Origin of the sequence: Arthrobacter sp. 260 (genome assembly GCF_013116745.1) — a bacterium.
Taxonomy (GTDB): domain Bacteria; phylum Actinomycetota; class Actinomycetes; order Actinomycetales; family Micrococcaceae; genus Arthrobacter_D.
Genome location: NZ_JABFOE010000013.1, coordinates 104,869 through 125,308, shown reverse-complemented (window position 1 = coordinate 125,308; position 20,440 = coordinate 104,869). Strand labels below are relative to the sequence as shown.

General features: G+C 65.9%; 19 protein-coding genes. 9 read left to right on the top strand and 10 right to left on the bottom strand.

From position 1 onward, the window contains the following. Together HMI57_RS14670 and uvrA are read left to right on the top strand one after the other, a co-directional pair. The coding region (locus tag HMI57_RS14670) for a DEAD/DEAH box helicase (RefSeq protein ID WP_171586736.1) at nt 1-1,410 on the top strand (1,410 nt) is incomplete at its 5' end. Nucleotides 1,411-1,420: 10 nt separating this feature from the next. Then, complete coding sequence (gene uvrA / locus HMI57_RS14665; RefSeq protein WP_171586735.1) at nt 1,421-3,955, top strand: excinuclease ABC subunit UvrA; 2,535 nt, start codon at nt 1,421-1,423, stop codon at nt 3,953-3,955. Nucleotides 3,956-3,982: 27 nt separating this feature from the next. Here the strand turns inward: uvrA and HMI57_RS14660 are convergent, their stop codons facing one another. Next, nucleotides 3,983-4,228 (bottom strand): DUF1508 domain-containing protein, encoded by a 246-nt coding sequence (locus HMI57_RS14660; protein WP_171586734.1) that lies wholly within the window; start codon nt 4,226-4,228, stop codon nt 3,983-3,985. Between the two features lie 247 nt (nt 4,229-4,475). On the opposite strand from HMI57_RS14660, the gene HMI57_RS14655 reads away from it, so the two are divergent. Together HMI57_RS14655 and fdhA are read left to right on the top strand one after the other, a co-directional pair. Beyond that, nucleotides 4,476-4,949, top strand: a complete 474-nt coding sequence (locus tag HMI57_RS14655) for a DUF4383 domain-containing protein (protein WP_171586733.1) — start codon at nt 4,476-4,478, stop codon at nt 4,947-4,949. A 191-nt stretch (nt 4,950-5,140) separates the two neighbouring features. Beyond that, nucleotides 5,141-6,358 carry a formaldehyde dehydrogenase, glutathione-independent gene (gene fdhA, locus HMI57_RS14650; protein WP_171586732.1) on the top strand — a complete coding sequence of 406 codons (1,218 nt, stop codon included), beginning with the start codon at nt 5,141-5,143 and terminating at the stop codon, nt 6,356-6,358. A gap of 82 nt (nt 6,359-6,440) precedes the next feature. Here fdhA and HMI57_RS14645 read toward each other — a convergent pair whose 3' ends face one another. Then, nucleotides 6,441-6,872, bottom strand: a complete 432-nt coding sequence (locus HMI57_RS14645; protein WP_228721133.1) for an acyl-CoA thioesterase — start codon at nt 6,870-6,872, stop codon at nt 6,441-6,443. A gap of 310 nt (nt 6,873-7,182) precedes the next feature. On the opposite strand from HMI57_RS14645, the gene HMI57_RS14640 reads away from it, so the two are divergent. After that, nucleotides 7,183-7,884 carry a transglycosylase family protein gene (locus HMI57_RS14640; RefSeq protein WP_171586730.1) on the top strand — a complete coding sequence of 234 codons (702 nt, stop codon included), beginning with the start codon at nt 7,183-7,185 and terminating at the stop codon, nt 7,882-7,884. Nucleotides 7,885-7,996: 112 nt separating this feature from the next. On the opposite strand, the gene HMI57_RS14635 is transcribed toward HMI57_RS14640, so the two are convergent. The 5 genes from HMI57_RS14635 to HMI57_RS14615 form a co-directional block, all read right to left on the bottom strand. Further along, nucleotides 7,997-10,366 (bottom strand): Tex-like N-terminal domain-containing protein, encoded by a 2,370-nt coding sequence (locus tag HMI57_RS14635; protein ID WP_171586750.1) that lies wholly within the window; start codon nt 10,364-10,366, stop codon nt 7,997-7,999. Nucleotides 10,367-10,425: 59 nt separating this feature from the next. Continuing rightward, nucleotides 10,426-10,728 carry an SHOCT domain-containing protein gene (locus tag HMI57_RS14630; protein WP_171586729.1) on the bottom strand — a complete coding sequence of 101 codons (303 nt, stop codon included), beginning with the start codon at nt 10,726-10,728 and terminating at the stop codon, nt 10,426-10,428. Between the two features lie 11 nt (nt 10,729-10,739). Further along, nucleotides 10,740-11,177 carry a DUF6325 family protein gene (locus HMI57_RS14625; protein ID WP_171586728.1) on the bottom strand — a complete coding sequence of 146 codons (438 nt, stop codon included), beginning with the start codon at nt 11,175-11,177 and terminating at the stop codon, nt 10,740-10,742. Nucleotides 11,178-11,309: 132 nt separating this feature from the next. Then, entirely contained in the window at nt 11,310-11,948 is a 639-nt protein-coding gene (locus HMI57_RS14620; RefSeq protein ID WP_171586727.1) for a hypothetical protein, read from the bottom strand. A gap of 169 nt (nt 11,949-12,117) precedes the next feature. Further along, entirely contained in the window at nt 12,118-13,152 is a 1,035-nt protein-coding gene (locus HMI57_RS14615; protein ID WP_216607518.1) for a hypothetical protein, read from the bottom strand. Nucleotides 13,153-13,225: 73 nt separating this feature from the next. On the opposite strand from HMI57_RS14615, the gene HMI57_RS14610 reads away from it, so the two are divergent. Genes HMI57_RS14610 through HMI57_RS14595 form a run of 4 tightly spaced genes read left to right on the top strand, consistent with a single transcriptional unit; the run spans nt 13,226 to nt 16,695 of the window. Continuing rightward, nucleotides 13,226-13,696, top strand: coding sequence for an SRPBCC domain-containing protein (locus HMI57_RS14610; RefSeq protein ID WP_171586726.1), 471 nt, complete (start codon nt 13,226-13,228; stop codon nt 13,694-13,696). 52 nt (nt 13,697-13,748) lie between these two features. Next, nucleotides 13,749-14,879 carry a type III polyketide synthase gene (locus HMI57_RS14605; RefSeq protein WP_171586725.1) on the top strand — a complete coding sequence of 377 codons (1,131 nt, stop codon included), beginning with the start codon at nt 13,749-13,751 and terminating at the stop codon, nt 14,877-14,879. Beyond that, entirely contained in the window at nt 14,880-15,575 is a 696-nt protein-coding gene (locus HMI57_RS14600; protein WP_171586724.1) for a methyltransferase domain-containing protein, read from the top strand. Next, a complete protein-coding gene (locus tag HMI57_RS14595) occupies nt 15,568-16,695 on the top strand; it encodes an NAD(P)/FAD-dependent oxidoreductase (RefSeq protein ID WP_171586723.1) in 1,128 nt (375 codons plus the stop codon). The genes HMI57_RS14600 and HMI57_RS14595 overlap by 8 nt, the downstream gene beginning before the upstream one ends. 27 nt (nt 16,696-16,722) lie before the next feature. On the opposite strand, the gene HMI57_RS14590 is transcribed toward HMI57_RS14595, so the two are convergent. The 3 genes from HMI57_RS14590 to speB form a co-directional block, all read right to left on the bottom strand. Further along, nucleotides 16,723-17,337, bottom strand: a complete 615-nt coding sequence (locus HMI57_RS14590) for an FMN reductase (RefSeq protein ID WP_228721132.1) — start codon at nt 17,335-17,337, stop codon at nt 16,723-16,725. Nucleotides 17,338-17,438: 101 nt separating this feature from the next. After that, nucleotides 17,439-19,112, bottom strand: a complete 1,674-nt coding sequence (locus tag HMI57_RS14585; protein WP_171586721.1) for a thiamine pyrophosphate-binding protein — start codon at nt 19,110-19,112, stop codon at nt 17,439-17,441. Beyond that, nucleotides 19,113-20,120 carry an agmatinase gene (gene speB, locus HMI57_RS14580; protein ID WP_171586720.1) on the bottom strand — a complete coding sequence of 336 codons (1,008 nt, stop codon included), beginning with the start codon at nt 20,118-20,120 and terminating at the stop codon, nt 19,113-19,115. Nucleotides 20,121-20,440 lie beyond the last annotated feature (320 nt).

The following is a 20,440-nucleotide window of genomic DNA, read 5'->3' as shown; positions in this document are numbered from 1 at the left end:
GTGCCGCCCACCCTGTTCGCCACCCTCCGCCCGTATCAACAGGACGGCTTCAACTGGCTCGCGTTCCTCTACCAGCACGGGCTCGGCGGGGTGCTCGGGGATGACATGGGGCTCGGCAAGACCCTGCAGACCCTTGCGCTGCTCACCCACGCGAAAGAGCAGGGCGAGTCGAAGCCCTTCCTCGTCGTCGCACCCACCTCGGTGGTCCCGAACTGGGTTTCGGAGGCGCACCGCTTCACCCCCGGCCTCGCGGTCACCTCAGTTGCGGACACCCACGCGAAAAGCGGCATCGACCTGGCGACGGTGACGGCCGGGGCCGACGTCGTCGTCACCTCCTACACGCTGTTCCGGCTGGACTTCGACAAATACCAGGCGCTGGAATGGGCGGGGTTGATCCTTGACGAGGCCCAGTTTGTGAAGAACCGGACCGCTAAGGTGCACCTGTGCGCCAAGGAGTTCTCCGCCCCGTTCAAACTGGCGATCACCGGCACCCCGATGGAGAACAACCTGATGGAACTGTGGTCGCTGTTCTCGATCACAGCCCCGGGCCTGTTCCCTTCGGCCCGCCGCTTCACCGAGGACTATCGGAACCCGATCGAGAAGTCGGGCAACACCGAGCGGCTCGCGCGCCTGCGGCGCAGGATCCGGCCGCTGCTGATGCGGCGCACCAAGGAGGCGGTCGCCTCCGACCTGCCCCCAAAGCAGGAGCAGGTCCTGGAGGTGGAACTGCATGCGAAGCATCGGAAGATCTACCAGACCCATCTGCAGCGCGAACGGCAGAAACTGCTGGGCCTGATCGAGGATCTGGACCGCAACCGGATGATCGTCTTCAGGTCGCTGACCCTGCTGCGGATGCTCAGCCTCGACGCGTCCCTGGTGGACCAGGCGTACGACGGTGTCCCCTCAGCGAAGCTCGATGTCCTGTTCGAACAGCTCGAGGACGTGGTGGCGGAGGGCCACCGGGCGCTGGTCTTCAGCCAGTTCACTTCCTTTCTGAAGAAGGCTGCGGAGCGGCTGGACGCGCAGGGGATCCCCTACAGCTACCTTGACGGGTCCACCCTGCGCCGCGGCGACGTGATCAACAAGTTCAAGGACGGTGAGGCACCCGTCTTCCTGATCAGCCTCAAGGCTGGCGGGTTTGGCCTGAACCTCACCGAGGCTGACTACGTGTTCCTGTTGGATCCCTGGTGGAACCCGGCCACGGAGGCGCAGGCCGTCGACCGCACCCACCGGATCGGCCAGACCCGCAACGTCATGGTCTACCGGATGGTGGCGTCGGGGACCATCGAGGAGAAGGTGATGAAGCTCAAGGAACAGAAAGCCAAACTCTTCAGTTCAGTGATGGACGACGACGCCGTCTTCAGCTCTGCGCTGACCGCCGACGACATCAGGGGGCTGCTGGAGGGCTAGAGTCAAGGGGGTGAGTCAACAATTAGTGAACGACCTGCCCGCAACCTCCCCGCTGACCGGTTTCGTCCAGGTGCGTGGTGCCCGGGAGAACAACCTTCGCAACGTAAGCGTGGACGTCCCCCGCGACGCCATCGTCGCGTTCACCGGCGTTTCCGGCTCAGGAAAATCCTCGCTTGCCTTCGGCACCATCTACGCCGAAGCCCAACGCCGCTACTTCGAGTCGGTAGCCCCCTACGCGCGGCGACTGATCCAGCAGGGGTCCAACCCACGGGTCGACGAAATTACCGGACTGCCGCCCGCCGTCGCGCTGCAGCAGCGCCGCGGCACCCCCAGTTCCCGGTCAACGGTGGGCACCGTCACCACCCTCTCCAACTCCGTGCGGATGCTGTTCTCCCGAGCCGGCACCTATCCTGAGGGCGCCGAGTCCCTGGACTCTGACTCCTTCTCCCCCAACACCGCCGCCGGAGCATGCCCGCAGTGCCATGGGCTGGGGATCGCCCACACTGTCAGCGAGGAATCCCTGGTCCCGGATCCGTCACTGACGATCCGCGAGGGCGCCATCGCCGCGTGGCCCGGAGCCTGGCAGGGCAAGAATCTGCGCGACGTCGTTAGTGAACTCGGCCACGACCTCGACACCCCCTGGAACCAGCTTCCGAAGGAATCCCGCGACTGGATCCTGTTCACCGAGGAACAACCGGTGGTGGAGGTCACCCCGCAGCGGGACCGGGTCGCAAAACCCTACAAGGGCCGGTTCTGGAGCGCGAAGAGTTATGTGCTCCACACCCTCGCCGACTCCTCCAGCCAGTCGATGCGCGAGCGCGTCCTGCAGTTCATGCACAGCGGCCCGTGCCCCTTGTGCGGGGGCAGCGGACTGAAGCAGGCAGCCCTGGCTGTCACCTTCGCCGGCTACACCATCGCTGAACTGACGAATGTGCCGCTCGCCGAGCTGGCAACCATCGTCGAGCCCACCGCCACCCTGCAGCACGCAGGATCCAGCTCCCGCGCCCTAAGTTCCGGGGAAACCACCGAGGTGGCGGTCACCCTGACCAAGGACCTCTACCAGCGCGTCGGCGTGCTGCTGGATCTGGGGTTGGGCTACCTGAGCCTGCGCCGTCCCACTCCCACCCTGTCCCCGGGGGAGATGCAGCGTCTGCGTATTGCCACCCAGCTGCGGTCAGGCCTCTTCGGCGTCATCTACGTCCTCGATGAGCCGTCGGCAGGCCTGCATCCCGCCGACGCCGAACCGCTGCTTGAGGTCCTGCAGCAACTGAAGTCCTCCGGTAATTCGGTGTTCGTGGTGGAACATGACATGGACGTGGTCCGCAGCGCCGACTGGGTGGTCGATGTTGGTCCCAAGGCCGGCGAGGCCGGCGGGTCGGTCCTCTACAGCGGCGCCGTGCCAGGCCTCGCTGACGTTGAGGAGTCGGTCACCCGGCCGTTCCTCTTCCCCGAGCAGGCTCCCCCGTCAGCGGACGCCGCGCTGCGGGAACCGGAGCGCTGGCTGACAATGAACAACATCAGCCGCCACAACCTGCGCGGCCTCGACGCCACGATCCCCCTGAATGTGCTGACCGCCGTCACGGGTGTCTCCGGCTCCGGCAAGTCGACGCTCGTCTCCCAGGTGCTCGCCGACGTCGTCGGTGATTACCTGCGCGCCGGCGTTCCGGCGGAGGACACCGACGACGACGGCAGCGACCGCGACTGCGCACCGGGTGACCACATGACGGTGGGCCATGTGGAGGGCCTCGACCTGATCGACCGGTTGGTCCGCGTGGATCAGCGTCCGATCGGCCGGACCCCCCGCTCCAACCTGGCCACCTACACGGGCCTGTTCGACGCCGTCCGGAAGCTGTACGCAGGGACGGATGAGGCCAGGGCACGCGGCTACGGCGCAGGACGGTTCTCGTTCAACGTGACCGGCGGCCGCTGCGAGACGTGCCTGGGCGAGGGGTTCGTCTCCGTTGAGCTCCTGTTCCTGCCCGGCAGTTACGGGCCCTGCCCTACCTGCGACGGGTCACGCTACAACCCCGAGACCCTCGAAATCACGTACCGGGACCGGACCATCGCCGAGGTCCTCGGGCTCACCGTCGATGCTGCCGCCGAGTTCCTCGCCGACGTCCCCACCGCGGCGCGCAGCCTGACCACCCTCCGGCAGGTGGGGCTCGGCTATTTACGGCTCGGCCAGCCAGCCACCGAACTGTCCGGCGGCGAGGCACAACGGATCAAGCTCGCCACCGAACTGCAGCGTGCCCGCCGCGGGCACACCCTGTACGTGCTCGACGAGCCCACCACGGGGCTTCACCCCTCCGATGTGCAGCTGCTGTTGGCCCAGCTGAACAACCTGGTGGACGCTGGCAACACGGTGGTCGTCGTCGAACACGATATGGCGGTGATCGCCGCGGCCGACTGGGTGATCGATCTGGGGCCCTCGGGCGGCGACGAGGGCGGCCGGATCGTTGCGGCCGGGACGCCGTCGACGGTTGCGGACACTCCTGAAAGCCGGACCGCACCCTACCTCGCCCGGCGGTTGGCGACCGCAAGGTAGTGCCGTTGGCGACGCCGGCCCGACGGGTTAGCGGCGCTGGCCGCTGTAACTCTTTTTCCCGGCGGCGCTGGCTGTCGCACCGATGTGGTTCCCGCGGCTTTGGTCCACCACGGGACCGGTCCCAGCGATTTCGCGGATCTGTTCGATGCCAGCGATGGCCTGCGGTTTGGTTGCATAGTAAGTGGAAACGGCGACCAGTGCTCCGTCGCCAGCCATCAGTTTGATCCGGTATCCACCGTCGTGCGCATCCACTATTTTGAAGTAGCCTGACACTTTCTTACCTCCTTGTAAGGAATGTCTTTACGGGTACCTTCATATTAGGAGCCCCCGCCCCGGGTGGATATGGTTCACGCGCATTTTCCCGCCCCAGTTCAGGGTCTTTCGTCCTATGCTGGCTGCTCTACCGGCGGTAAAATAAGAGGGCTGGCACGGGCAACGATCCCGCGCCAACGGCCCTGTAAAAGCTCGGCGAATGGTTCCAAATTGTTTGAGGTTGTTTTCTCGTTTTGAGGGAGGGGAGATGACTACCGCATCGCACCATGATGCACGTGACTTTCACGTAACCCGCGAGCTGGTTCGAACGGGCTCGATGGGATTGGGCGTAGTCTTTCTGCTTTTGGGCGTCCTGGCCTTCGTGCCGGGACTGACGACACAATACGGTTCGCTGGCCTTCGCCGGCGGGTCCGAGGCGCTGCTCTTCGGCGTCTTTCAGGTGTCCATCCTGCTCAACATCGTCTATCTGATTGTCGGAGCAGCCGGGATCATCATGAGCAGGGACAGCCGTGGCTCCCGCAATTTCCTGCTGGGAAGCGGCGCATTGTTCCTGATCATGTGGATCTACGGTGTGGTCATCGACCTCGGGTCGACGGCCAACTTCCTGTCGTTCAACGCGGCAGGCAACTGGCTTCATCTGATCCTCGCGCTGGTCGCTGGGGGCATCGCCCTCACGCACATGGCGCGGACTCGTGGAGGTAGCCAATCAACCCACACCTAATCAGCGGCTTACGGCCCAGATCATAAAAGGTGCCTTGAGCCGACTCTCGTCGGTTCAAGGCACCTTGTGTGTGCAACTACCTCAAATCCGGATGCAACGTGCATGCAACGTTGGTGCAACCCGGATCGCGATACGTTCGCCATGGGCCCCGTCACCGACGACAGGGCTGTTCGGAAACGGAAGGGAAGCTCATGCCTGGAAACAAAGCCGTTGCTTACAAAGGACCCGGGAAAGTGGAGGTCATCGACATCGACTATCCCACCTTCGAGCTCAAGGATGGGCCTGGGGTGAATCCGGCCAATGTGGGCCGTCAGGTGCACCACGGCGTCATCCTCAAGACTGTTACGACGAATATCTGTGGCTCCGACCAACACATGGTGCGGGGCCGCACCACTGCCCCCTCCGATCTGGTGCTCGGCCACGAGATCACCGGCGAGGTGGTCGAGGTAGGCCGCGACGTCGAATTCATTAAGAAGGGCGACATCTGTTCGGTGCCCTTCAACATCGCCTGTGGGCGCTGCCGGAACTGTAAGGAACGCAAGACCGGTATCTGCCTGAACGTGAACCCTGACCGTCCAGGAAGTGCCTACGGGTACGTGGATATGGGTGGCTGGGTCGGCGGACAGGCCGAGTACGTCCTGGTTCCCTACGCCGACTGGAACCTGCTGAAGTTCCCGGACCGGGATCAGGCCCTGGAGAAGATCCTGGACCTGACCATGCTCTCGGACATCTTCCCCACCGGCTTCCATGGTGCGGTCACCTCCGGCGTAGGTGTCGGATCCACCGTGTACGTTGCGGGTGCTGGCCCGGTCGGCCTGGCGGCCGCCGTGTCGGCTCAGCTGCTCGGCGCGGCCGTCGTCATCGTCGGCGACCTGAACGAGGAGCGGCTGGCCCAGGCCCGCAGCTTCGGCTGCGAGACGGTCGACGTGTCGAAGGGTGATCCGAAGGACCAGATCGAGCAGCTGCTCGGCGTTCCGGAAGTGGACTGCGGTGTTGACGCCGTGGGCTTCGAGGCCCGCGGCCATGGTGACGGAGCCGCGCAAGAAGCACCGGCCACGGTGCTGAACTCACTGATGAGCATCACCGCCGCCGGCGGCGCGCTGGGCATTCCAGGCTTGTACGTGACGGGTGACCCGGGTGCTGTCGACGACGCCGCGAAGGTTGGTTCCCTGTCCCTCAGCCTCGGTACCGGCTGGGCCAAGTCGTTGTCCTTCACCACCGGCCAGTGCCCGGTGATGAAATACAACCGGGGCCTGATGATGGCGATCCTGCACGACAAGGTGCAGATCGCCAAGGCCGTCAACGCCAAGGCGATCAGCCTGACCGACGCACCCCGCGGCTACCAGGAATTCGACGCCGGGGCAGCCACGAAGTACGTGCTCGACCCGCACGGCTACGTCGCCACGTAGCTGACACTGTGCGGACCGCGGGCGCCACCAGGGTGCCCGCGGTCTGCCAGTGCGGTTCGCTGGCGCGGCCCGCCGGAGGGCCTCAGGCGAACAGCGGGCTGCCCCGGTATGGACTCAGCGCTTGCTTCTGCTCCTCGCTGAGCCGGAGTAGGCTGCCCCCGTTTGTGTCGACGAAGGCGAGGATTGTTTCGGCCTTCACACAGATCGCTGCCGTCGCGGGGTCGTGGATCCGGTAGGCGAGGGTGAAACTGGCGGGCTTCACTGCGCTCACCCACACATCGATGCGCACTGGAACATTCCGGTAATCGAGGGTGTCAACAAACTTCACTCGATGCTCGACGACGAGGGCCTGGGTGCCTGGTTTCACCGAGGAGAACACTGCAACGGGCGGTTGCTCCCCCTCCGCTCCGGTCCCGCCGGGCGGACCAAAAGCGTGGATTCTCGCTTCCTCCAGCAGGCGCAAAACCTGTACATTGTTTATGTGCCCATAGGCGTCCATATCGGACCACCGCATCGGCACCCTGCAGGTCAGTATTTGACCAGCCAAAACCATCCGATTTCCCCTCGTTCGTCAAGCGCCGACACGTCTCGATTTGGCAACGATTGATTTCTGTTCTACCGTAGACAATAACCCGCTCAGGGAAACCCTCCGTTGTTAGGTCTTGCGAGACCTCTGCGGTAAATGCCCGGTGCTGCCACTCCACCCGACGTTGCTCGTCCGGCAGACACCAAAGACCTGACCACTAAACCAGTCGAGGCGAGCAGCGGCGCAAAAATGTCCGGGGACGGAACTAGCGTTGGTGGCCTTTCGGAGCATCTGACCCATGAAGAACCAGAAGATCAGTACAACCGCGCGCCGCGGCGTCGCAGTCATCGCCCTTGCAGGCCTCGGCCTCGGAGCATCGGCCGGAGTTGCCAACGCAGCCCCCGCCAGCACCTGGGACGCCCTCGCTCAGTGCGAGAGTGGCGGCAACTGGGGCATCAACACCGGAAACGGCTTCTCCGGCGGCCTGCAGTTCACCCCTTCCACCTGGGCCGCTTTCGGCGGACAGGGCGCTCCCCAGAACGCCAGCCGGGAGCAGCAGATCGCTGTAGCAGAGAACGTGCTGCAGGGTCAGGGCTGGGGCGCATGGCCAGCATGCTCGGCCAAGCTCGGCCTGAGCGGTGGCGCCAACCCATCAGCCCAGCCAATGCAGCAGGCACCTGTTGTCCAGGCACCGGTTCAGGCGCAGGCACAGCAGATCCAGCCTCAGGTTGTCCAGGCACCTGTCGTTCAGGCGCCAGTAGCCCAGGCTCCCGCAGCGCAGGCTCCCGTAGCCCAGGCTCCCGTAGCCCAGGCTCCCGTAGCAGCTCCCGCACTCAGCGGCGACACCTACACGATCCAGTCCGGCGACACCCTCAGCACCATCGCCGAGAAGCTTGGCGTCGTTGGCGGCTGGCAGGCACTGTACGAAGCCAACTCCAGCACCATCATCCACGCTGACCTCATCTTCACCGGTGACGTCCTGCAGCTCCCGGCCAAGTAGCCCCAGGCTGTAACCGGCTTTCACCAGCCGGACTGATAAACGACGACGGCGACCGTCCGGGATTTCCCGGACGGTCGCCGTCGTCGTTGTGCTGTAGTCGTGCTGGAAAGGGTCAGGCAAGCCCTGCACGTCGCAAGGCCTCGGCCATGGCGGAGTTCGCGGGCGGAGCAGGGGTCCGGGCTGCCGGAGCCTTCCCAGCTGCCGGCTTCCCGCCAGACCGGGTCTGGTCCTTGCGGGGTTGGTCGTTGCGCTGACCGGACCGGGACTGGTCCTTGCGGGGTTGGCGTTGCCCACCACCGGAGGCTGGGGTGGGGTCGTCGTCGAGCCGCAAAGTCAGCGCGATCCGTTTGCGTTCGGGATCTGCCTCGAGCACCTTCACCTTGACCACCTGTCCGGACTTAACCACCTCGTGTGGGTCGCTGATGAAACGGTTCGACATGGCCGAGATATGGACCAGACCGTCCTGGTGGACTCCCACGTCCACAAACGCCCCAAACGCGGCCACGTTGGTCACCACACCGTCCAGGGTCATCCCCGGACGCAGGTCGGAGATCTTCTCGATACCCTCCGAGAAGGAAGCGGTGACAAACTCGGGCCGGGGATCCCTGCCGGGCTTTTCCAGTTCCGCCACAATGTCCTTAAGGGTCGGCAGCCCGAAGCTGTCGTCAACGAATTCCTGCAGGTCCACGTCGCGCAGTGACGCACCGCCCGCGCTCAGGATGCGGCGGGCCACCCCATAGGCCTCCGGGTGGACGCTTGAGGCGTCCAGCGGCTCGGAGCCGCCGGAGATCCGCAGGAAGCCAGCGCACTGCTCGAACGCCTTGGCTCCCAGCCGTGGCACCTTCAACAGATCGGCCCGGCGGGCGAAGCGTCCGTTCGCGTTCCGGTGTGCCACGATGTTCTCGCTCAGCAACGGGCCCACTCCGGCCACCCGGCTGAGGAGCGAGGGTGACGCCGTGTTCACGTCGACGCCGACGGCGTTCACGCAGTCTTCGATCACCGCGTTCAGCGACCGTTCCAGGTTGGCCGCCGTGACGTCGTGCTGGTACTGGCCCACCCCGATCGATTTGGGGTCAATCTTCACCAGCTCGGCCAGTGGATCCTGCAAGCGGCGGGCGATGGAGACGGCCCCGCGGAGGGACACGTCCAGATCAGGGAGTTCAGCCGAGGCAAGCGCGGACGCAGAATATACCGAGGCTCCTGCCTCCGAGACCACCAGCTTCTGCAATGCGCGCTCCGGAAGCCGCTTGATCAGTTCGGTGGCGAGCTTGTCGGTCTCCCGCGACGCGGTTCCGTTCCCGATCGCGATCAGTTCCACGTCATGCGTGGTGATGAGGGCGACAAGGGTTGCCAGGGCGGCGTCCCATTTCCTGGCGGGCGCATGCGGGTAAACGGTCTCCGTGGCGACTGCCTGGCCAGTGCCGTCGACCACTGCCACCTTGACGCCGGTGCGCAGTCCGGGGTCCAGTCCGAGGGTGGTTCTGCCGCCCGCCGGGGCGGCGAGGAGGACGTCCCGGAGGTTGGCGGCAAAGACCCGCACCGCCTCCGCCTCGGCGGCAGCAAATAGCCGGACCCGGAGATCGAGGGAGAGCTTGGCCAGGATGCGCCGCCAGGCCTGCCCGACGGTCTGGGTCAGCCACGGGTCGGCGGCCCGGCCGGAGGCCGCAATACCCAGGACCGCTGCCACTGAGTTCTCATACGTCGCACGGACCTTGCCGAATTCGGTGGCATCTGCGGGGTCGGCTTCCGCGATGGCCAGTTCCAATACACCTTCCTTCTCGCCGCGGAACAGCGCCAGGACACGGTGGGAGGGCATGGTGGCGGGCACCTGGGCGAACTGGAAGTAGTCGGCGAACTTCTGTCCGTCCACCTCCTTGCCCGCGCGCACCTTCGACCGCAACTGACCCTGCTTCCACAGTTTCTCCCGTGCCGAGGTCAGGAGGTCAGCGTCCTGGCCAGCGCGTTCGATCAGGATTGAGCGCGCCCCCGCGAGCGCCTCCTCGGCATCGGGCACCGCCTCGCCCACGTAACGGGCCGCCTCGGTAGTCGGATCCAGCGACGGATCCGCCACCAGCGCATCGGCCAGCGGTTCCAATCCGGCTTCGCGGGCGATATGCGCCTTGGTACGCCGTTTCGTTTTGAACGGCAGGTAGATGTCCTCCAGCCGCGATTTGGTGTCGGCCCCGGCGATGGCCGCCCGCAGTTCGTCGGTGAGCTTCCCCTGGGCCTCGATCGACTCGGTCACAGCCCGACGGCGGTCGCGCAGCTCGCGGAGGTACCCGAGCCGTTCGTCGAGGGTCCTGAGCTGGGCGTCGTCGAGGGATCCGGTGGCCTCCTTGCGGTACCGGGCGACGAACGGCACTGTCGAGCCGCCGTCGAGCAGGTCCACCGCGGCCTTCACCTGCCACGGTTGGACACCGAGTTCGGCGGCGAGTTGGTCAAAGATGGCAGCGTCGGAAGTCAGAGATAACACGTAGGCTATTCTCGCCTACCGCGGGTGGGAGGTTCCACCCGGGCCTGCGCCTCCGGGTGGACTGCGTCCTAACCGGCGAGGACCCGCGCTTTCTGGGCGGCGAACTCCTCCTCGGTCAGGATTCCCTGGGCCTTGAGCGCCGCGAGTTCCTTGAGCTGCTGGATCGGATCGGCGGCCGCCGGGGGCTGCGGTGGGGCTGGTGGGGCTGGCGGTGCAGCAAATTGTTGATCGTAGGCCCGCTGGCGTTCCGAGATGATCGCTGCGTCACGCTCAGCGAACCGCTCGGCCTGACGCCGTTGTACCCGGCCGCTGACGGCCGTGGCGGTTCCCGAGATGACAGCAGTTCTGGCGATTCCACGGAGTAAACCCATGGTGGTGCTCCTCAGGTGGTGGTGGCGTCCAGGGCGGACATCAGGTCGGCCGCCGGGATCCGGGCGCTGGCGATGAGCTCGCCGCCGCTGTTGCGGGCAGCGGCGACGAAGGGGATGGCCCAGGTGTTCTCGTAGACGATCAGTGCGGCCACCGTGTTGGGTTGGAGTGCGTCGGCGGCCTGGCGCAGATCATCCTCGTCGAGCAGGTTGGATCGGGCGCCCGCGAAGAAGTCGAACCCGCCAGTGTCGGGAGTCGCCTCGGTGAGGTCCAGCACGGTGACTTCACCGTCTGGGTCTTTGCTGATGACTGTTAGGTCATAGAGACGGATCACCCCGCTGTCCACAAGGTTCCTGAGTGCGTCACTCGTCTCGCCGGTGAACCGGTCATGCGGGAACTCAAGAAGGACATAGTCGACTGGGCCAAGTACATCTGCCGGTGCTGTGCTCACGTGGGCTCCCTGAGGCAACGGATGCGGATATTCCTACGCCGAGAGTCTCCGCCATGGAAAGAGTGGCCGCATCACCCGTCGGGGGTGAGCGGTCGGGCAGCCGAAGTCAGTCAGAGGGCGTAGGGCAACGGCCTAGGCGCAGGAGTCACGGTCCATGGTGATGGCGAGGGGGTGCTGGCCGGTGAAGGAGCCGTCGGCGGTCGAGTAGTCGATCTCGATGAACTCTGATGTGCCGCGGTCCACCCCCTCGTCGAGGGAAACCGAAACCACCACGTTGAGATACTCAAGGGTGGAAATTTCGTAGCCGACAGCTGGCACCGGCTCGGTGAAGAACACATTCTCCGGCATGTCCTCCATGTCGGCCATCTCTCCGGCGCCGTGGGCCCCGGTGTGCTCGTCGCCGCCCATCACTGTTCCGTCGTCCATCCCGTGGGTGCCATGACCACCGCGGTTGGCGGGGGTGACCTCGGCCGCGTTCAGGGTGACACCCGAGGGTGAGCCCAGGCTGACGTCGTCGACAGTGAACGATTCGAGGGTCTCGTTGTGGATCAGGACCGTGTACTCCTGGTACCCCAGGGCAGGCTGTACCGAGCACAGTTTGGCGCCATTGGCGCCGAGCTGCAGCGGATCCTCGCCCAGGGCTCCCGCGAGCACTCCCGTATCGGGTTCCCCGGCGACGGCGGCGCTCTGGACGGGCTGTGGGGCACTGTTGACGTTAAGCGGGTTCTCTTCCATCCCACCGCACCCGGAGATCAGGGCTGCGGTGATCACTGAAACGCCTAGCATTGCTGCGGTTCTGTTGACCATGGTTCCTCATGCTCTCTCGGGTGTATCCGTCCACGGCCGAACTCCGGTCCGCGCTTAGCAGTCATTCGTACCTGACGCCCCAATGGTTTGGTGGTTCCCCCTGACTCCAGACCCGTCCCACCCGTGACGCACCCTATTCGTACAGCACGTAGTCCGGTTTCGGGTCCAGCCCCAGTACCTCCGGTGGGAGCATCAGCGGGCCCAGCACTGCGTCTTCCTCGAAGAAGAGTTTGAATCCCGGGTTCACTGTTGGGGGGAGCTGCAGCATCAGCTGGTTATAGGTCTCGATCTTCGACCCGGGGGCGCCGATCCCGTCGACGCTCTTGATCACTTCGACGCCGTCGTACTCGCGCACCGCTGCCTCGTTGGTTACCACTGAGGGCGCCACCTGGTGGAAGACCAGCGCCTTCTGGGGCAGCTCATGCTCGGTGACCAGATCATCAAGGTAGGTAGCGATCTGGTCGATCTCCTCGCCGGAGGTCTGCCCGTAGGAGACCCCGGGGAGCTGGTCGCCGGTGATGTCCCATTCGGGATCCAGTGCCAGCCCGACATCGGGTTCCAGCAGCCACTTCTCGAGCAGTTCCACCTCGGCGGTCATCGTTGACCGCCCCGGCTGAACGTTGAGCAACAACAGTGCGTCGTGCCGGCGCGCCGCTTCCAGGTAGGAGCTGATGAAGTCATCGTTCGCTGCCGCCCGATACAGGCCATCGGCCCCCGGGGAAGCCTGCACGACGACGGTGATCAGTTCCAGCACCGGCATCACTTTCCGCCCGTCAGCGTACTGTTCGCCGAGCAACTCCATCTCGTCTACCCGCTCGTCGATGTCACCGATACCTAGCCTGCCCATACCCTCGGATGTCGGGTGGCCGCTGAATCCGACCAGCCGGTAGTCGGGGAACAGGTCCGTGCCGCCGCGAGGCAGTTCAAGGGGTTCAGCGGTCGGCGTAGGTGACGGGCTCGGAGTCGGAGACACGCTCGGACCGCCGCTGGGGGTGGCACCCGCGGCGGGCGAGGGCGACGCCGTCGTCGTACTGTCGACGGCCTGGCCCCTGGCCCCATCCGCTGCCGGTTCACTGGGAACGCACCCCATGAGCAGGAGGCACAGAGCAGCCGCGAACGGCACCGCGGAGCGGCGGAGGGACTGGCGTGGCTGGCTGGTGTGTCGCATGTCATTCCTCGGCGAGAGTGTCGGTGGATCAAACGCGGGTTTAACGCTACAGGTGCTGGGCTACGCTTTAGCCATGACAGAGCCAGAGTTCGTGCATGAAACCGAAATTGCCACCTCCCCGATCCGACTGTGGGAAGCACTGACCGAAGGCGATGTGACCCGGCGCTACTGGTTCGGACGCCGCCTGGAATCCAGCTGGGTTCCCGGGTCCCCCATCCGCTTCTACGACGGAAGCTCCGAGACCATCACGCATCACGGTGTGGTGTTGGAAGCCGACGAGCCGCGCCACCTGTCCTACTCGTTCCGCGAGGTACCCGAGGGCGAAGATGGCCTCGCCGATCCGCAGGAGGACGCGGCCACCCGGGTGAGCGTTGACCTGGAGCAGATCGACGGCGGCGGGATGCGGTTCCGCCTCACGCACGACCGGTTGGCCTCGCCGTCGGACGTTGAGAGGGTAAGCGCTGAATGGTCGCCGGTGCTGACGAACCTGCAGGCGCTGCTGGAGAACGACAACGCCCAGTACCCCGCCCCCGGCAACAGCTAGCCGAAAGCCTGTCCACGTTGTCTTAACGGGCGCCCACCCCTAAGAATGAACTATGACAGTAATCATGAGGTCCCTTGAAACCGCAGTTCCAGAGACCGTCATGGTGCAAGCGGATGTACGGGACGTCTTCGCCGCCCAGCCCGGCCTGAGCCGGCTCGGGACCCGCCTGGTCGGTGCGGCGTTCGATTCCTCAGGGATCGAACGCCGGTACACGGCGGTAAAGGAAATGACGCTGGAAGCCTCCTCCGAAGACCCGGTGTTCTTCGACGCGGCAGACCGGCGTATTCTCTCCCCCAGCACGAAGGTCCGCAATGAGGTGTACGCGGAGGAGGGCACCAAGCTCTTCATCGAGGCGGCCAGCAAGGCACTTGCCGCCGCCGACGGGATCGAAGCGGCCGACATCACCCACGTCATCACCGTGTCCTGCACCGGGTTCTTCAACCCGGGGCCGGACTACAAGGTGGTCCGGGCCCTGGGATTGAGCCCGGCCGCCCAGCGCTACCACCTGGGTTTCATGGGCTGCTACGCTGCGTTCCCAGCCCTGCGCGCCGCCAAATCCTTCTGCGAGGCCGAGCCCGACGCCGTCGTCCTGGTGGTGGCCGCCGAACTCTGCTCACTGCATGTCCGGTCCTCGAACAACCCGGACACCATCGTGGGTTCCTCCCTGTTCGCCGACGGCGCCGCCGCTGCCGTGATCAGCGCCCGCGAGTACACGCCGACGGCACCCGCACTGAGCCTGGACTTCTTCGAGACCGTGCTGACCCCGGTGGGCGAAGAATCGATGGCCTGGAACATCGGTGACGAGGGATTCGAAATGGTGCTCGGCACCTACGTCCCGCACATCATCGACGAACACATCGTGGGTGCGCTGGAACCGCTCCTCGCCCGCGACGAAACCCTCGCGAACCTGCAGTACAAAGACATCGAGCACTGGGCGATCCACCCGGGCGGGCGCAGCATCCTGGACAAGGTCGAGGCCAAGCTGGACCTCAAGGAAGACCAACTGGTCCCGGCGCGGGAAACGCTGCGCGACTACGGCAACATGTCCAGCGCGACAGTGATGTTCGTGCTCAAGCACATCCTTGAGCAGCCCTTCGACGGCCAGGACGAGCGGATCTGCTCCATGGCGTTTGGCCCTGGCCTCACCGTGGAGACCGCCCTGTTCACCAAGGTGGGTCCCTGAGTGCAGTTCCTCACTCACCGCGACCCTCACGCGGTGGAGGAGATGGACAAACCGGACTGCGACCCGGTCTTGCTGGATCGGACCTACGCCCAGTTCGGGCTGATCAACGCCACCGTTGCTGGCTGGCGCCGCACCTGGGCGCAGCAGATCCGGCCGCAGCTGTCGACGTCGCGCCCCTCGACGCTGCTGGACATCGGATCAGGCGGCGGGGACATGCCGCGGGCGTTCGCCCGCTGGGCGGCACGGGACGGGCTGCAGCTGTCTATCCTGGCCATCGACCCCGATGAACGGGCCCACGCCTTCGCCATCGCGCAGCCCCCACTTCCGGGGCTTCGCTTCCGGCGGGCGTTCAGCGCCGAGCTGGTGGCGGAGGGCGAGCGGTTCGATGTCGTCACCTCCAACCACCTCCTGCATCATCTAACCCCTGAGCAGCTGGCCGGGCTGCTGGCCGATTCGGAGCGGCTGACCCGCGGCATCGCGGTGCACAACGATATTGAACGCAGCCGCCTCGGTTACCTGCTCTTCTCCATGGGCACCCTGCCGCTACGCCGGTCACTGATCCGGCGGGACGGGCTCACCTCGATCCGCCGCAGCTACACGGCCGCCGAGCTGACGGCGGTCGTCCCTGCCCACTGGACGGTCAGGGGACGATTCCCGTCGCACAACCTGCTGATCCATCGGGCGTCCAATGCATGACGTGATCCTGGTCGGGGGAGGTCCGGTGGGCCTGTACGCCGCGATCCTGCTCCGCCAGGCTGGCCTCGACGTGGTGGTCCTGGAGCAGCGGCCCACGCGGAGCAGCCATTCGCGGGCCATCGGCATTCACCCTCCCGCGCTGCAGGCGCTGGCGAAGGCGGGGGTCGCCGACGAGCTGATCCTTCGCGGGATAACCATCCGCGAGGGGGTGGCGCGCAGCGCTGGCCACGAGGTCACCCGGCTATCCTTCACCGGGCTGCCCGGCGACTACCCGTTTGTCCTCACCGTCCCGCAGGTCCAGACGGAGCAGGTCCTCGAGGACCGGCTCGCCGCCGTCGCGCCCGGGGCGTTCCGCCGCGGCGTCGAAGTGACCGGCGTGTTTGATACCGGCCCCTCGATGCTGGTGGCCACTGCGTCGGGGGACGTGTTGCAGGCGCGGCTGGTGATCGGGGCGGACGGCGGCAAGAGCACCGTCCGGGACAGCGCCGGCGTGACCTCGTCACTGCAGCGCTACCCAGACACCTACCTGATGGGCGACTTCGCGGACACCTCCGACGACCGGTCGACGGCCGTGCTGTACCTGGAATCGGGCGGGATCGTCGAGTCCTTCCCGCTCCCGGACGGGGTGCGGCGGTGGGTGGTGCGGACGCCGTCGTTAGTCGACTCCCCCACCGCCGGGATGCTGGGTCAGTTGATCCTCGACCGGACCGGGGTCTGGGTGGACGTCGACAGCAACTCGATGCTCAGCGCGTTCGACGTGCACCGGCGGCTCGCCCGGCGCTTTGTGACGGGCCGGACCGTGCTGATCGGCGATGCCGCGCACCAGGTCAGCCCCATCGGCGGGCAGGGCATGAACCTCGGCTGGCTCGACGTCACTGCTCTGGTGCCGATCATCACCGCCTCATTGATCGGCGGCGAGGACGTAGGACAGGCGCTGGCCGCCTTCGCTACGGGCCGTCGTCGAGCTGCCGTGACCGCAGCGCGGCAGGCCCACCTGAACATGGCGCTGGGACGTCCGCTTCCGGCGCCGGTTCTGACCCTCCGGAACGCGCTCTTCGGCCGGTTCAACCGGGTGCCCGCAGTGCATGACACGATCGCCCGCACCTTCACCATGCAGTAGCCCCTTTTATCTGGGGCGTCGCGGGGCTTACCGGGACTGGAGGTTGGCCAGCAGTTGCTCGAACGGCAACGATTCCTCGGCGGCCTGGCCGGTCCGTCGCGGAGTTGCAACCACCAGTGCGGCCAGCTCCTTGCCGGCCTGGGCGATCCGGGCTTCAAGCTGCGAGCCGCCGTCGCCGGCTCCCCAGTCCTCGGTCGCCGCGTAGACGGCTGTAGGGATCACCCGGGCGCGCAGGTAGCTGAACAGCGGGCGCATCGCATGATCGAGCATCAGCGAGTGGCGGGCGCTGCCGCCGGTGGCACCGATCAGCACGGGCATGCCGTCGAGCACCTTGGGCTCAATCACGTCGAAGAAGGACTTCAGCAGGCCGCTGTACGAGGCGGAGAATACGGGGCTGACCACCACCAGGGCGTCGGCGTTCACCACCGCGTCGATGGTTTCGGCGAGCCGGGGTGACGCGAAACCGGTGACGAAGTTGTTCGCAATCTCGACCGCCCAGTCGCGTAACTCGATGGTCTGAACATCGGGCTGGTCACCGAATTCCGCGAGCGCTTGTGCTGCGGATCCACTCAACTGGTCGGCGAGCATCCTGCTGGAGGAGGGAACTGAGAGCCCTGCCGACACCACCACGATCTTGGTCATTCTGACTACCTCTTCTAGATGCGTTTGCATGTAGTACTGGTAACCAGTGGAGGGGCGGAAATATTTCCGCCCCTTCACCTACCCCGGGGAGGCGCCGGACCCTAGAGGTGGGTCGGAGCGAAGAGCCGCAGCAGGGTTTCGACGACGACGACGTTGGGCCCCTCGGCGGCGAAGCTGTCCTCCAGCGCCTGCCGCACATCGCCCGGCGCCACCTTGACCGCCGGTACGCCGAACGCCTCGGCGAGCTTCACGAAGTCGGGGCGTGTCAGCTCCGTGGCGGTGGCTTTCCCGAACGCACCCTCCATGTATTCGCGGAGAATCCCGTACCCGCCGTCATCGACAATCAGCCAGGTGACCGGCAGGTTGTGCTGCTTGGCGGTCGCCAGCTCGGCGATCGAGTACATCGACGAGCCATCACCGGACACCGCGAGGACGCGCTCCCCCAGCCCGACGGCGCCACCAATGGCACCGGGGAATCCGTAGCCCAGCCCACCGGCACCCTGCGCCGAGTGGAACTGGCCGTCCTTGGCATCCCAGCAGCTCCAGGCCCAGTAGGCAGCGATGGTCATGTCCCAGTAGGTCTGGAGCCCGGCAGGTGCTGCGGCACGGATGTCAGCCATGAACTTGCGCTCCATCGCAAGATCCTGCGAGTCCAACCGGCCCTGCACCTTGGCGAGGGTCTCCGCGACCAGAGTGACGGCGTCGTACCCGTCGGTGCGGTCACGGTCGAGCGTGGGCAGCGCCTCGTCAAGCGCGGCGAGCGCCTGGCCGGCGTCGGCACGGATTCCCAGTGCCGGGCGATTGGATTCCAGGACGCGGGGTTCGGCGTCGATCTGGATGATGCGCCCGCGGGGCTCGAGGGTGAAGTAGTTGCTGGTGACCTCACCGAGGGAGGACCCGACCACGAGGAGCACGTCGGCGTCTTCCAGGACCTCGGTGACGTAGCGGTCCTCGACCCAGGCCTGCAGGGACAGCTCGTGCTCCCAGGGGAACGCACCGTTTCCGCCGGGCGAGCACAGGACGGGGGCGCCGAGCTTCTCGGCGATGGACAGTAACCAGTGCTCGGCGTTGCCGCGGCGCGTGCCTCCGCCGGCAACGATGGCCGGACGCTTCGACTCGGTCAACCACTTCACTGCCTCGCGGACCAGCTCCACCCGGGGCGGGTTGTCGAACGGCTCGGCGAGCGCGTCCTCCACCTGCGGGACCATCACCGGGTCCAGCAGGACATTCTGTGGCACCTCGATCCAGACCGGACCCTGCGGCGACGACACGGCCTCGGTCCAGGCATCCTGGATGGCGGAGGGAATGCCCGAGGCGTGCTGGATCAGGCGTTGGCTTTTGGTGACGTTGGCGGCGGAGGCCTTCTGGTCATCGAGCTGGTGGAGCATACCCTTGCGCCGGGCGCCGAGGCCCTCCAGCGGGATCTGGCTGGCGATGACCACCATCGGCACACCGGTGGCGTAGGCCTCCTGCAGCCCGGCGAGCGCCGTCAGGGCGCCGGGACCGGTGGACAGGAAAAGCACTCCGACCTGTCCGGTGGCACGGGAGAAGCCGTCAGCGGCGAACGCCGAGTTGTTCTCCACCCGCGAGGACACGAACCGCAGATCCGAGCGCGACAGCGCGTCGAACAAACCCAGTGCATGCTGGCCGGGGATGCCGAATACCGTAGTGGCGCCCAGCGCACTGAGGGTCTCGACGACGAGGTCCCCACCGTTGCGTTCTCCTCCGGTGAGGGGCTGCGGGGGTGCTGCTGCGACACTGTCGGTGGTGACCATTTAGCGTTCCTCTGTCGTACTGTTCGGGGTGGCGCGGGTGGAGGTTGCCTGGTCGGCCATCAGGCTGACCAGATCATAGGCGACGTGGGAGGCAGCGACGCCGGTGATTTCCGCGTGGTCGTAGGCCGGGGCCACCTCAACGACGTCGGCGCCGACCAGGTTCATCCCGCGCATCCCGCGGAGGATTTCCAGCAGTTCCCGGCTGGTGATGCCGCCAGCCTCGGGGGTTCCCGTACCGGGCGCGTGAGCGGGATCCAGCACGTCGATATCCACTGAGATATAGAGCGGACGGTTGCCGATCCGGTCGCGCAGCTTGGCGACCACCTCGTCCACACCCTGCCGGAACACGTCGGAGGAGGTGACAATGCCGAAGCCAAACCGGCGGTCATCCTCCAGATCCTTTACCCCGTAGAGCGGTCCTCGGGTACCCACGTGGGAGATGGCCTCGGTGTCGAGGATTCCTTCTTCAACGGCACGGCGGAACGGTGTGCCGTGCGTGTACTCGGCGCCGAAGTAGGTGTCCCAGGTGTCCAGGTGCGCGTCGAAGTGCAGCATTGCCACGGGCTGGCCAGCCCGTTCGGCGGCGGCACGCAGCAGCGGCAGCGCGATGGTGTGGTCGCCACCAAGCGTGACCAGCCGTGCGCCGTCGCGCGTCAGGTCCAGCGCATTCTGCTGGATGGTCTCGATCGCCTCGTTGATGTTGAACGGGTTGACCGCCATGTCGCCGGCATCGGCGACCTGCACCCGCTCGAACGGGGAGATATCCAGGGCCGGGTTGTACGGCCGGAGCAGACGGGAGGACTCGCGGATGTGGTTCGAGCCGAACCGCGCCCCGGGGCGGTAGGAAACCCCCGAGTCGAAAGGCACGCCGACGACGGCGATGTCGGCGCGTTCCACCTCATCGAGCCGTGGCAGCCGGGCATAGGTCGCGGCGCCGGCGTACCGGGGAATCCGTGAAGAGTCGATGGGGCCAATATTTCCGTTGGCCGTGACGCGCGGCTGGTCCATGGGTACCTCCGGGTTGGGGCAGGAGCTGCCCGCACAAGTCTTTCGAATGGGTCAGAAGTTGCCATATAAGCATCAACTGTTTTTCATAAGGCTAATTGTGATGTCCGTCTCGGTCAACATTACCCCCGGAAACAGGCTAAAAACTGCCCCGTAAAGGATCCATAAAAACCCGTCCTTCCGCACCACCCACGGGCCTACAGTCAAGCCGTGACTACAACATTGACCAGCACCCTCCAGAGCATCAGGGAATCCCGCCGCGCCCGGCGGCTGGGCCACTGGCTGCTGGATGACGAGAACCAGCGCAAGCCCAAACGACCCCA